The organism is Pseudomonas sp. KH_021 (assembly GCF_057838865.1).
On the sequence record NZ_CM174477.1, the window covers coordinates 2,331,900 to 2,345,447 of the forward strand.

11 protein-coding genes are annotated in these 13,548 nt (G+C 61.6%); all 11 read left to right on the plus strand.

Going from position 1 to position 13,548, the window contains the following annotated elements; genetic code table 11:
* Window positions 1-10 precede the first annotated feature (10 nt).
* Complete coding sequence (locus tag AC3IX4_RS10940; protein WP_489260537.1) at window positions 11-1,543, plus strand: OmpA family protein; 1,533 nt, start codon at window positions 11-13, stop codon at window positions 1,541-1,543.
* Between the two features lie 15 nt (window positions 1,544-1,558).
* Window positions 1,559-2,050: an Hcp family type VI secretion system effector gene (locus AC3IX4_RS10945; RefSeq protein ID WP_489260538.1), complete on the plus strand. Its 492-nt coding sequence runs from the start codon at window positions 1,559-1,561 to the stop codon at window positions 2,048-2,050.
* Window positions 2,051-2,232: 182 nt separating this feature from the next.
* Window positions 2,233-4,845 (plus strand): type VI secretion system ATPase TssH, encoded by a 2,613-nt coding sequence (gene tssH, locus AC3IX4_RS10950; RefSeq protein ID WP_489260539.1) that lies wholly within the window; start codon window positions 2,233-2,235, stop codon window positions 4,843-4,845.
* Between the two features lie 2 nt (window positions 4,846-4,847).
* Window positions 4,848-7,253 carry a type VI secretion system Vgr family protein gene (locus AC3IX4_RS10955; RefSeq protein WP_489260540.1) on the plus strand — a complete coding sequence of 802 codons (2,406 nt, stop codon included), beginning with the start codon at window positions 4,848-4,850 and terminating at the stop codon, window positions 7,251-7,253.
* Window positions 7,250-8,020 (plus strand): toxin Tle1 chaperone Tla1, encoded by a 771-nt coding sequence (gene tla1 / locus AC3IX4_RS10960; protein ID WP_489260541.1) that lies wholly within the window; start codon window positions 7,250-7,252, stop codon window positions 8,018-8,020. Before AC3IX4_RS10955 ends, tla1 begins: the two co-directional genes overlap by 4 nt.
* Before the next feature lie 77 nt (window positions 8,021-8,097).
* Window positions 8,098-8,568 (plus strand): Tli1a family immunity protein, encoded by a 471-nt coding sequence (tli1a, locus tag AC3IX4_RS10965; RefSeq protein ID WP_489261271.1) that lies wholly within the window; start codon window positions 8,098-8,100, stop codon window positions 8,566-8,568.
* A complete protein-coding gene (locus tag AC3IX4_RS10970; protein WP_489260542.1) occupies window positions 8,556-10,910 on the plus strand; it encodes a T6SS phospholipase effector Tle1-like catalytic domain-containing protein in 2,355 nt (784 codons plus the stop codon). Before tli1a (AC3IX4_RS10965) ends, AC3IX4_RS10970 begins: the two co-directional genes overlap by 13 nt.
* A 58-nt stretch (window positions 10,911-10,968) precedes the next feature.
* On the plus strand, window positions 10,969-11,439 hold the full coding sequence (tli1a, locus tag AC3IX4_RS10975; RefSeq protein WP_489260543.1) for a Tli1a family immunity protein: 471 nt from the start codon (window positions 10,969-10,971) through the stop codon (window positions 11,437-11,439).
* 28 nt (window positions 11,440-11,467) lie between these two features.
* On the plus strand, window positions 11,468-11,725 hold the full coding sequence (locus tag AC3IX4_RS10980) for a PAAR domain-containing protein (RefSeq protein ID WP_489260544.1): 258 nt from the start codon (window positions 11,468-11,470) through the stop codon (window positions 11,723-11,725).
* Entirely contained in the window at window positions 11,722-12,855 is a 1,134-nt protein-coding gene (locus AC3IX4_RS10985) for a hypothetical protein (protein ID WP_489260545.1), read from the plus strand. The genes AC3IX4_RS10980 and AC3IX4_RS10985 overlap by 4 nt, the downstream gene beginning before the upstream one ends.
* Window positions 12,839-13,438 (plus strand): hypothetical protein, encoded by a 600-nt coding sequence (locus AC3IX4_RS10990; protein WP_489260546.1) that lies wholly within the window; start codon window positions 12,839-12,841, stop codon window positions 13,436-13,438. Before AC3IX4_RS10985 ends, AC3IX4_RS10990 begins: the two co-directional genes overlap by 17 nt.
* Window positions 13,439-13,548 lie beyond the last annotated feature (110 nt).

The window sequence follows — 13,548 nt, forward strand, 5'->3', positions numbered from 1 at the left end:
CATGACGAGCATGCGAACACATCAAAGCGCGCAGGCCTTGCCGGCGGATGATTATCGTCAGCCGGTCATTCTGGTGTGCGGTGATGGCCTGGCGGGCCTGTTTGGGGATGACAGCATCGAACCCTGGATGACTCGCGTGACCGGTCAGGGTTGCTATGTCCCGGTGCGCGATCTTGAGCAACTGCCACAAGTGGCTGCCGAACTGATTTCCAGGCGGGCGCAATGGCGTGGGTTGCTGAGTGTGATGTGGGTCATCAACCCTGCACAGCACCACGACAGTGCCGCACTGGCTGGCCGTATACGGACCTTCTGCCATCAGGTTTCACTGGTTCGCAAACGCGGTGTGGTGTTGCCGATTGTACTGGTCAGCTATGTCCAGGCAGCGTGCGGCGAAGGGCCTTGGTTCAGCTGGGAAGCGGGGCAATCGACCCCTTGGGTTCGTGAGGCGGGCGCCCGCGTCAGCTTGTGTGCCTGGCAACGGCAGGCCACCGACAACGCCACTCGCAGCGCACGGTTGCAGACCTGTGTCCAGTTGAACAGCTTGCAGGCCTGGCTGGCTGAAAAAGTGCTGCCCCATTGGCATTGTCATAACTCGCGCGCGTCTTTCAATCCGCCTGTGGCCTGTGCCATGACGCTGGTGCCGGTAGTGCCCCAGGCGGTTGCAGGCAATCTGTGGCAGCAATGGCTGCGGGACAGAGTGGCGCTGGTTGATACCCAAGCGACGGTTCCCCAGCAGGACGTGCGGCTACCGTTTCCCGACGCCTTGCTCCCCTCGCTGCCTCGGCGCCGGGTAGCACGCCGCCCGACAATCCTTGCCCTGTGGGTGGCTGCGGCGCTTGGGCTGACCGCCCTTTGCCATTCGGCCTGGCAGAACACCTTGCTGGTACGTCAGGTCAGCGATGACCTGGTGCGATACACAGCACTGGCTCAGACCGAGCAGGGTGGTGAGGCGTTGGCGGCGCTGAGTGACCACGCCCGGCGCCTGGAAACCTACCGCCGAAATGGGCCGCCACTGTCATTGGGCCTGGGGCTGTATCGCGGCGAAACGCTGCGCTTGCCTTTGCTGGCGGCTATCCAGGGGCACCGCTCGCCGCTTACGTCTGCGCCGCCTACTGCAACCCAGCCCCCCGTGCGTCTGGACAGCCTTTCGCTGTTCAGCCCCGGCAGTGCGCTGCTCAAGCCCTCGGCCACCAAGGTTCTGATCAACGCCTTGGCGGGCATCAAGGCCCAGCCGGGCTGGCTGATTGTCATCGTGGGTCACACCGACGCCACAGGCGATGACAGGCAAAACCTGCGGCTGTCTCTGGGCCGCGCCGACGCCGTGCGCGACTGGATGCAGCGCATGGGCGATATCCCTGACAGCTGTTTCGCCGTCCAGGGCTTGGGCGCCGGCCAACCGGTCGCCAGCAATGACACTGAATCCGGGCGCGCTGCCAACCGTCGCGTCGATATCCGCCTGGTGCCGGAAGTGGGGGCCTGTGCGCTTTCCACGGCGGGGCCAGGCAGGCAACCCCAGCCGCCATCGGCGGCATTCAACCTCTGAAACAAGGAGCTTCACATGGCAATTCCGGTTTATGCATGGTTCAAGGATGACGGCGGTGCCGACATCAAGGGCTCGGTGACGGTGAACAGCCGCGAGGGCAGCATCGAAGTAGTCGCCCAGGAGCACAAGCTCTACATCCCGACCGACGACAGCTCCGGCCGACTGACCGGCGCCCGTGTCCACGAGGCGTTCACCTTTACCAAGGCAATCGATGCGGCCACTCCTTACCTCTACAAGGCGGTGAGCAGCGGCCAGACCCTCACGAGCGCCGAGTTCAAGTGGTATCGCATCGACGATTCCGGCGCAGAAGTCGAGTACTTCAACACCCTGTTGGAGAACGTCAAGGTGGTCAAGGTCGCGCCCAGGATGCACGACGTGAAGGACCCCACCAAGCAGAAGCTCAACCACCTGGAAGAGATCGAACTGCGCTACGAAAAAATCACCTGGACTTACAAGGACGGCAACCTTTCCCACTCCGACGCTTGGGATGAGCGCTCCAGCGCTTGACGACAACGGTCGGCAGGCGGGCTCCGCCTGCTGACCGTCCCAATGTAGGAGCCGGCTTTAGCCGCGATAAACGCGCCGCGGTATGCCTGATGCTTTGCGGTGCGTTCATCGCGGCTAAAGCCGGCTCCTACCCATTCCGTTGACCGACAACGCACTGAGAATTCAGAACAAGGACGCTTCGCATGGCACACAGTTCGACCCGCTTGCTCCGTCGCCTCAACCCTTATTGTGCCCAAGCGCTGAGCGCGGCGGCTTCGCTGTGCCAGACACGCGCCCACGGCCAGGTCAGCATCGAGCACTGGCTGATCAAATTGCTGGAGCAGGGTGAGGGAGACTTGCCCCTGATCGCCCGCCGCTATGGCTGGGGCATGGACAGACTCTGGCGTGGCCTGCTTGACCATCTCGACAGCCTGCCGCGCAGCATATCCAGCCAACCGCAGTTGTGCGGCAGGCTGCAGCAACTGATCAAGAACGCCTGGCTGCGTGCCTCGTTGGATGACCACAACGACCAGTTGCGTTCGGCGGACCTGCTCGGCGCCTTACTGGAGACCCCGAGTCTGTTGGCCTGTGATGCCACCTGGCCAATGCTCGGTATTAGCGAAGCCCAGTTGCAACAACTGATGCCCGCGCTCGATCACCATTCTGAGGAGCGTCCGAGCAAGCCGGCGCAGGCCGTGCTGGCAGGTGTGCCAACCGGGCCCCGTAGCCAGGAGGCCTTGCAGACCCTGCTCAACAGCTATACCCAGGACCTCACGGCCAGGGCCAAGGAAGGGCTGATAGACCCAGTGTTCGGGCGAGACGATGAAATTCGCCAGGTCATCGATATTCTGGGCCGTCGGCGCAAGAACAACCCGATCCTGGTGGGTGACCCCGGCGTCGGCAAAACGGCCTTGGTCGAAGGCCTGGCCTTGCGCATTGCCCAGGGTGAGGTGCCGGATAGTCTCAAGCCGGTCAGCGTACGCTCACTGGACCTCGGGCTGTTGCAGGCGGGAGCGGGGGTGAAGGGCGAATTCGAACAGCGCCTGAAGAACATCATCGAAGCCGTGCAGCAGTCGCCCATTCCTGTCCTGTTGTTTATCGACGAAGCCCATACCCTGATCGGGGCCGGCAACCAGGCGGGCGCAGCGGATGCCGCGAACCTGCTCAAACCCGCCCTGGCGAGGGGAGAGTTGCGCACCCTCGCCGCCACCACCTGGAGCGAATACAAACAGTACTTCGAACGCGATGCCGCGCTTGAACGACGCTTTCAACCCGTCAAGGTCGACGAGCCGGACGACGCCAACGCATGCCTGATGCTGCGTGGTCTCAAGGAGCGCTACGCCAGCCACCATGGCGTTCACATCCACGACGCCGCCGTGCAAGCTGCGGTCAGTCTGTCGCGGCGCTACCTGACCGGTCGGCAATTGCCGGACAAGGCCGTCGACCTGCTGGACACCGCCAGTGCGCGGGTCCGAATGAGCCTGGACTGCGAGCCTTTGGCGCAGGTCCGGCTCAAGGCCCGGCAAGTGGCACTGGAGCTGGAACGCCAGGCGCTGGAACACGATGCACAGCTAGGCGCCAGCAACGCCCGCGAACGCCTGGCAGAAATCGCAGGGCATCTGAAGCAAGTGCGCCACCAACAAGGTGAAATGGAGCGTCAGTATCAGCACGAGCTCGACCTGGCCCGGCAACTGCTCCAGGCGCGTCAAGGCGGGCCTGAACAGAGGGACGCCTGCACACAATTGCAGCGGCAGCTGAGTGAGACTCAAGGCAGCCAGCCACTGCTCTCGCTCGATGTCAGCGCTCGCAGCGTGGCCGAGGTCATTGCCGACTGGACGGGAGTCCCCCTGGGCAGCCTGCTCAAGGATGAACAGACGAGCCTGCTCACCCTTGAACAGCAATTGGGCGCACGAGTGATCGGCCAGGAGTCGGCCCTGACTGCCATGGCGAAAAGGCTGCGTGCGGCCAAGACCGGCCTGACCGAAGAGCGGGCTCCGTTGGGCGTTTTCCTGTTGGTGGGCAGCAGCGGTGTCGGCAAGACCGAAACCGCCCATGCATTGGCCGACAGCCTGTTCGGTGGCGAGAAATCGCTGATCACCCTCAACCTGTCCGAATACCAGGAAGCCCACACCGTCAGCCAACTCAAAGGCTCGCCCCCAGGCTATGTCGGCTATGGGCAGGGCGGTGTACTCACTGAGGCGGTGCGTCAACGGCCCTACAGCGTGATCCTGCTCGACGAGGTGGAGAAGGCGCACCGGGACGTGCTCAATCTGTTCTACCAGGTCTTTGACCGCGGCTGCATGCGCGACGGTGAAGGGCGCAAAATCGACTTTCGCAACACGGTCATCCTCATGACCTCGAACCTTGGCAGCGACCTGCTCCAGGACGGCCTTCAGGCACAACCGGACGCCACCGACAGCACCTTGCACGAGTGGCTGCGACCGATACTGCGCGAGCATTTCCAGCCGGCCTTGCTGGCCCGCTTCCAGACTCTGATTTACCGGCCGCTGTCCGCCAGTGCGCTCAAGCTCATCGTCGCATTCAAGCTCGAGCAGGTCGCCCAACGCCTGCAACGTCATTACAACCTAGGGTGCCAATTCGACGAGCGCCTCACCGAGGCCCTGGTAGCGGCCTGCCTGCTGCCCGACACCGGCGCGCGCAACATCGACAGCCTGCTTGATCAGCAAATCCTGCCGGTGCTCAGCCAACAACTGCTGCAACGCCAGGCGGCCGGCCTGACAACCCGTGAAGTGACCCTGGACTTCAGCGATGAAGAGGGCATCTGCCTGCACTTCAGCCAGCAAGAGGGGGCTTGAGTATGACGAATTCTCCTCGCCTGTTCTTCAACCACAGCCGCCACACCCTGAAGATCTACCGCCAGGACGCCACCTTCGACGTGCTCGCCTTCCATGGCGAAGAACGCCTCAGCCAGCCCTTCAGCTACCAGATCGAATTCACCTGCACCGTGCAGGACCTGCTCCTCGAGCAGATCCTCAACAAGCGCGCCACCTTCACCCTGCACGAACGCCCGGTTAAACCCAACCGCTATATTCCCAAGTCCCCAGTCGTGGGGCCGCTGCGTACTTTTCACGGGGTGATTACTGCCTTCAAGCGCCTGTCCGCCTCCAAGGACGAAGCCCGCTACGAAGTGACCCTGCAACCGCGCCTGGCCCGGCTCGAGCGTGGCCAGCAGTACCGCATCTACCAGGACAAGTCGGTGCCGCAGATCGTCGAGCACATCCTGCGCAGCCGCCACGGTTTTCTCGGCCAGGACTTCTACGTCAACCTCACGCGCGAGTACCCGCGGCGCGCGCAGGTCATGCAATACGGCGAAAGCGACCTGGCCTTCATCGACCGGCTGCTGGCCGAAATCGGCATTTGGTACCGCTTCACCAGCGACGATCGGCTGGGCATCGAGGTGGTGGAATTCCACGACAGCCAGGCCCACTACCAGTACGGCATCGAACTGCCCCAAGGCCTGCCTGCCGGCCTGGACAGCCATGCCAAAGTAGCCGCCTGGCAGCTGCAGGCCGAGCACCGGGTGGTGGAAAAATACATCAACATCCGCAGCTACGACCCACGCAACGCCAAGGCCTTCCTGGACGGTGAAATCGACCAGACCCGTGGCGCCAAGACCACCTACGGCGAGGCCTACCACTACGCCGAGCCCTACACCGAACTGGGCGACCGCTACGACTTCGACCATCAGGTGCAATGCGAAAGCGGCTACTTCTACGCGCGGCTGCGTCACCAGCGCTACCTCAACAGCCAGACCGTGCTCAAGGGCCTCAGCAACAGCCCGAGCCTGGCGCCGGGCCAGGTGCTCAAGCTGACCGGCGCCAACGTACCGCAGGCCTTCGCCGAACGCATCGTCATCACCCACCTCAAACCCTGCGCGGCCCGTGACCGCAGCTTTATCAGCCACTTCGAGGCGATCCCGTACTTCCCCGCCAACAACCTCTGCTACCGGCCGCCATTGCTGCCCAAGCCGAGCATCGCCGGCACCGTGCCCGCGCGGGTCACCAACCCGCAAAAAACCGACCCGTACGCCGACATCGACATCCATGGTCGCTACCGGGTGCAGTTTCTCTTCGACCGCGACGAATGGCCCGCCGGCCGGGCCAGCTGCTGGCTGCGTCTGGCCCGGCCCTACGCTGGCGACACCTACGGGCTGCACCTGCCGCTGCTGGCGGGCACCGAAGTGGCGGTGGCCTTCGAGCAGGGCGATCCCGACCGGCCTTATATCGCCCATGCTCTGCACGACAGCAACAACCCCGACCATGTCGCGCTGTACAACTACAAACGCAACGTGCTGCGCACCCCGGCCAACAACAAACTGCGCCTGGACGATACGAGGGGGCAGGAGCACATCAAGCTCAGTACCGAGCAGGGGGGCAAGAGCCAGTTGAACCTCGGGCATCTGGTGGATGGTGAGCGCAAGCCGCGGGGGGTGGGCTTTGAGCTGCGCACTGATAGCCATGGCGCGATACGGGCCGGCAAGGGCTTGTTGATCAGCGCCGATGAACAGGGCAAGGCCTCGGGCTCGACCCTGGCCATGGACCGCGCCAGTGGCCTGATCCAGGACGCCATGGCGCAACTGGCCGACGCCCAGGAGATCGCCTCGGCCCACCACAGTCGCCCGCCCGCCAGCGAAGGCTTGCGCCAATTGCAAACCGACGCCAACGACCTGAACGCCCCGGCCATCCTGCTCAACGCCCCGAAGGGCATCGGCGCGGTGACACCGGCCAGCCTGTTGCTGGCCAGCGGCACCGCACTGCACGTGCAGAGCCAGACCGACCTCAACCTGGCCGCCGCCCAGCACCTGACCGCCCATGCCAGCCACGGCATTTCACTGTTGGCCCAGCAACAGGGCATGCGCCTGGTCGCAGGCCAAGGCCCTCTGGCCATCGAAGCCCATGACGATGTGCTCAACCTGATCGCCCAGCAGGACATCACCGTGCAGTCAGTGCAGGGGCAACTGCACATGACGGCCAAGAACGGCATCACCCTGGGGTGTGGGGGTGGGTACATCCGCATCCAGCCGAACGGGGCGATTGATATTCATAGCCCTGGGGTGGTGAGCGTCAAAGGGCGCCACCGGCTCACCGCGCCGGGAGGGGAGACGTTTGCGCTGCCGGAACTGCCGAGTGCGGTGTGCAAGGAATGTATGAAGACAGCCAGGAAGATCTCTGCTGGCGCATTGCTTAGAGAGGTTCAACTATGAAAAACGCTCAATCTGAAAGCTGGCTCAAATTGCTGGAAGCAGCTTGCAAAAATGTCGATATCCCGTACCTGGACCTCATCATCGATCAGACCGGTTGCCAGAATTCTCTGATCCCCAGTGTTCTCGATGTCCACCCACCCCTGCGCTGGTGTTCATTATTCGACGATCTGCCAGAAGCTGGCCTGAAAGATATTGCCCCTCTACTAGTCCGCGTGGACCTGAACAATCCGCTGCAGCGGCACTGGCTCAGCGGCTTGATCCGTGAGTTTGAAACCCACTCGATTTTACTGGTATTGATCAGCGCTTGGCGCTTCGAGGCATTGGCTGGCCATCTGGGGCAATGCCTGGAAGCGAGCAATGGCGGCAATTTGATGCTGTTTCGTTACTACGACCCACGAGTGTTTCCGCTCCTGTTCAGCGATGTGTTGCAACCCGAGCAGCAGCAACCTTGGTTGCGGCCGGCTGTACTTTGGAGCTGGCTCGATCGTGATGGCGCTGCGCAGCAACTGCCGGGCTCCCCGGATATGCCGGAAAAGCCCGAGTGCTTCAGCCCAGTGGAGCTCAGCGACAGTCAACTGAAAATCCTCAGTTGTGTCAGTGATGCCACGGTGGCGATGGGCAACCTTAAAGCGGCCTTCCCGACTCAGTGGGGCATCGAGCAGCGATTTCAAGCTTGTTACGCCGGCATGCTGGACGCCTCTGAAACTGGGCTGACATCGGTTGCTGAACGTAAGGCCTTTGTCCTCGAAAGGTTGCGCATCGCATGAGCACGCCGACCTTGCACAGAAAGAAAATGAAGCGCGTGACCAGGCCTTCGGGAGTCATTGGCCTCGTCGTTGTGGTGATGGGGCTGGGGGGCACCTTGCTTGCTCAGGCCGGCACCATTGAAGGCATCAACCACACCCACTGGGCTATCGACCGATTCAGTGTCGATGGTCGTTCGGGCATCGACATCATCGGGCCTTATCAAGGGGGAGGGGGTGGGTGCTGCTATAGGGCGCCTGCCAAATGGCATCCGGGGATGACAGTGCGTGTGGATTGGGAAACAGGGGTTGGTAGTTCACTAGGATTTCCAGGAACCCGCGACTGGGCCAAGTACTTGGCTTGGGAAAAATACATCGATGGGCAAAAGCGAAAACTTAGCAAAGTGGCCGAGGTTCCAGACTACAGCGGCCAAAAAGTCTGCGGCATTACCGTGCATTTCCTGCCTTGTGACGACCTTCAAGTCACCACCTCCTGCCATACCTACGGCAGTCCCGAATACCCCATCAAAACCCCTCTGCATTTGCCGGAGCCGCAATCATGTCCGAAATAAACCATGCCACCGTGTGGTACCCACCACAGTTCCCGCTTGAGGGTCGCTTGCCCAGCAGTGACGTCCAGGTTTACCAAAATATTCAAAAACAGCGCCAGCTAGCGGAGGACTATCACGATGGCTTGTGCCTGGCGGCCGGCTCTCGTGTGCTGCACCCCTGTACCAAGACCTTGCACATCAGCCTGTGCTTCGATGGCACCGGCAATAACCTGAACCATGACCTCTACGAGTCCGAAACTCCGCATCCGACCAATATCGCCCGGATGTTTCGCGCCAGCATCGGCGAAGGCCATGCAGGGGGTACGGCGCACAACGGCAGCAAGGCGCGTGGCCTGACTGATGTCGACGGCAATGGTGAGTACTACAAGTACTACCTGCCCGGCGTCGGAACGCCGTTCGCGGAGTTGGACGATCTCGATTACAGCGGCGATGGCCTGGCCTTTGCCCGCGGGGGTGAAAAACGGATCAATTGGGCGCTGTTGATGATCATTGACGCCCTGCGCCGTGCGTTGAAGCAGCCCAGACTGGATGACCGGGCGCTGCGAACCGCTGTCGATGCCATGGGCACCTTGGCGGGGACGGAATGGGCGATGGGGCATAGCAACCGTGCCATCGAAATGCGCAAACAACTGTGGGACTTGCAGAAGCCGTTGAGCATTGCTCTGAACCAGCCATTTCCCGGCCATCCAAAATTGCTGGGGATTCGCCTGTACGTCTACGGATTCTCCCGGGGAGCGGCAGCGGCGCGAGCTTTTGTTAACTGGCTGAATCGGCTGTTGTCTCCCACGGAAGCAACGCCGTGCCTGGTGCTGGGTGATTTGAAACTGCCGATCAGTGTGGAATACCTAGGGCTGTTGGACACGGTGGTGTCGGTGGGGATTGCTGACCTGGCGCCGGGAGCGAACGGCCATATGGGTTGGGGCGACGGTAGTCAGGAACTGCCCAGTGGCAATCTGCTCAAGCGCTGCCTGCATATCGTCGCCAGCCATGAGCAGCGGCTGAGCTTTCCTTCGGAGTCGATACGGCGCGAGAGCGGGGAGTATCCGGCCAACAGTGTCGAGGTGATTTACCCGGGTGTGCATTCGGATCAGGGGGGCGGGTATCCGCCGGGGGATCAGGGTAAAGCTTACAGCCAAGACCCTAGAGTGGGTGACGGCTTGCTGATGTCTCAGATTGCACTGCATGACCTGTATAGCGATGCTTTTGCTCACGGCGCGCCATTGAAGGTATCGAAAGATATCTTGCCAGTAGATTTGCGTTATGAGCTGTGGCGCGCAATGGAAGTTGATCTGGAAAAAGCGTTTGCGATTTCCCCAAGTTTGATCAATCGTTTCAATGCTTGGCGCCAAGTAACTCTAGGTTTACCTCCTGCTGCCGAACCATTGCCTCGCGAACAATCCGAACGCTACCAACCGTTACCCGCCAACGTCCGCCTGGAACAGGCCATGCGCAACCAGATGGACTGGCTCACCGCCTGGCGCATTGAGCGCTATGGCTTCGCCAGCCTGAAAAATACCTCTTTCTACCTGCAAGCCAGCGACACTCACGCGGACCCCAAGGCCCGCCAGCTCGCGGAGGCCGAACACCATAAAAAACAGGCCGCCATCCAGAAACGCCGTGACCTCCAGCGTGCCCTTCAACGCGCCTACCAGCCCGAGTATCCACTGGAACCCAGCCTCCCGGATTTCGAGCCCGACATCGCACAAACCCAACTGCGCGAAGCCGCCGAAGAGTTCGCCGGAATCTACCGCGACCTCGACAGCGATCCCTACCTGACCCTTCTGCGCCGCGTGAGGTGGCTCTACGTCCCAGCCATGATTGCCTATCAGGCCAGCGCCGACACCCGCGCTGAACGCCAGCGCATGAAGGCCGCCGCCCAGCCCAAGGTTACCTTGCTATTCCCGCCGCCGCCGCGCGAGCGCAACCACACCGACCAGACCAACCGCGGCAACGTCGATGAAAGCCGCAATGCCAGCGCACCGGAAGGATTATTGCGAGCCCTGTTCGATGATCAGGTCCATGACTCCCGCGCCTGGTTTCTCCACACCGCCCTCAATGGCACGTACTGGCAGGTCTCGGTTGCGGCAGGGCGGGAACCCTGGGGCAGTTATTTCTGTGAGCGCATGGTGTTCTTCGGCAAGGCCGACCGCAGGACGCTGGCGCTGTTCAGCGATAGCCAGGCCTCGACGCTGATGGCCGGCATGGCCTTGCCAGACACCGATCCCGCCTATGCGGTCCAGCCGCGAGTAATGGATGCCCGGTACTTTGCCGAGTCTCAACAAGCGATCGCCGCGCACTGGGAAGCCTATTACGCCCAGATGAATGAGGTGAGCGATGTTTAAGGGTGAGTCCTCAAATCGCTGCCGATCCAGGCAGACACTGACACTGGCCTGCGGAGTGATGGGTGTGATGCTGGCTCACGAGGTTCAGGCCGGCACTATCGAAGGTATCAACCACACCCACTGGGCCATCAACCGTTTCAGTGTCGATGGCCGTTCAGGCATCGACATCATTGGGCCTTATCAGGGCGGAGGTGGAGGTTGTTGCTATATCGCACCTGCCAAATGGCAGTCGGGAATGACGGTACGTATCGACTGGGAAACCGGTATTGCTTATTCCGATGATTTTCCTGGTTATGCCGACTGGCCGAAGTATTTGTCTTGGGTTGAAAGAGTGGATGCGCAAACGCGGCGGCATAGCAAGGTTGTACCAGTGCCCGACTACACTCACCAAAAAGTCTGCGGCATCACCGTGCACTTCCTGCCATGCGATGACCTCCAGGTCACCACCTCTTGCCACGCCTACGGCAGCCCCGAATACCCCATCAAAACCCCTCTGCATCTGCCGGAGCCCCAATCATGCCCACTCTGAAAAACGCCCCATGGCGGGAGGTATCGTTATGAAAGCCGTCGTTCGTCAAGGCGACACATTGCGCGAGTTCGGTGGGGAAGTGCTGCAAGGGCATTCCCTGTGCCACGGACTGCCCATGGCGACACAGGGCGATGCGGTGCGATGCAATCTGCATGGCCTGAATGAGATCGTCCAAGGCAGCAGCCTGATGCAGATCGAAGGTCGCCCGGTGGCCTTGGATGGGCATCGCTGCCGCTGCGGTTGCACTCTCGTCAGTTCGATGCCGGACACGCAGGTTGAGTCATGAACAGGGCGCCTGAGTTCTTACCCTATCCACGGGTGCCTGCACCGGCTTACTCGTCTTGGCGGGCCAGTGGCGTGGTGCTGTTGGCCGTGACGAGCAGTGCCAGTGTGCTGGTGGGCTCCCAGGTCGACACCCAATGGATCGCTGCCAGCATGGTCGCGGTGCTGCTGCTCTGGACGCTGGCATTGATGCTGCGCGTGTTGTGGTTTCGCCTTAACCGACACAACGCCCAGTGTTACGCCGAGGCTACTCACCAGGTGCAACAAGCCTGGTGGGCACGCCAGCGCCAGAAAGTCGCGCTGCTCGAGTCTGTATTGGTGGGGCCGGCGTGTAGCGAGGCTGCGCATCGACACGCGTTGTTGAGCCCGGATCACCCCAGCCCTCCCAGCCAGATAGAACCAGATGGGCCCGCGATTCGTATGTCGCGGATATCGGCATCACTGCCAATGGATCGGGAGCGGGAGCTGGCAAGGTTGCTGGCCATGCAATGGCAGTTACAACGCAAGGACACTGCCAGCCTGCAGCCGCTGCGTTGTTATTGGCAGGGCTCCCAGCAGGCCTGGCAAGCCTTTGCCGAACACATGGCCGAGCATTGCCCGCATGTGGTTCTGCCCGAACAACCCGAACCCTGGCTAGGCATCAACAGCCTGGATGCGATCATCGATCGACTGCACGCCGCCAAGCAGGACGCTCGCATTCTATGCGCCGGTTGTCAGTCATCCCCCGCCGATCCAGCCCATCACTTGCCGGCCGGTGAAGCGGCCGTGCTCTGGTTGCTGGGCCGTCAAGGTGGCCCGCGGATTTCCCGCTTGCAGGGGTGGGCGGCCGACACCGAGCCGTTCGCCACAGTCGCTGAGCGAGCGCTGCAACAGAGCGAACAGCTGGCTCCCCCTGAGCACTGCGTGTTGTTCTCCCAAGCCACGGCGGCCGACCTTTCGGCGACTGGTTGGAACATTCGCCAGCAGATTCAGGACGCCCACTTTGGCGCACTGGCCAATCTGGAATCCATGGTCGCGCAAACCCTGGCCGCCTGTTGCGTCGAGCATCACGGCGCACCGTGCGCATGGCTGGCGAACGACCCCCATCACACCGTGGCCTTTGGAATCGTAGAACCCGATGACACAAACAACTGATTCTCAGAAAATTTCTGCCCTACAAACGGCACTGTTACTGGCTGCTGTCCTGGCTGTTGTAGTCGGCGCGGTGGGTGGCGTCTGGTGGTGGTTAACCGGCAGACCTGTTGCTGCGCTGGATGCGCTGTTCATGGGGCTGTTGTGCTGGGCCGCGTTGCTGAGCGTAACGTTATTGAGCTGGAGCATTGTGCAGCACGGCATTCGCAAGCTGGTGGGTATAGGCCATGAGCTGCCGACCGTCATTGAAACCGATGACAGTGAGCCAAAGCCCCCAGTCGTGATGGTGGATCATTTGCGTCAGTACTATGGCCTGTTGTGGCGCCGCCACTTCCGCCTACTCCTCATCGTCGGCGAACCCGATCAAATCGAAGCCATCGCCCCCGGCCTCGCCACCCAACACTGGCAGATGGGCGAGGGCACGGTGCTGCTCTTGGGCGGCAGCGTGCGAACCGACATCGACGCAGCTCAGATCGCGCCCAGAACATCGGTTACGCCGAGTATGGCAACACGCCTGGACGCAGTCTGGAATCCGTCCTGCTACTGTCCCTCCCCCAATGCTGCCATCCGCACAATCAAGATGTAGATACCCGCAGAAAATTCCTAGGAAATTTCCAGAAATCTTTCGGAATCGTCCTCTTTATTCGCGATGCCATTCCCATTTCTACTGACGACTCCCGACACAAGGAGCGTTGA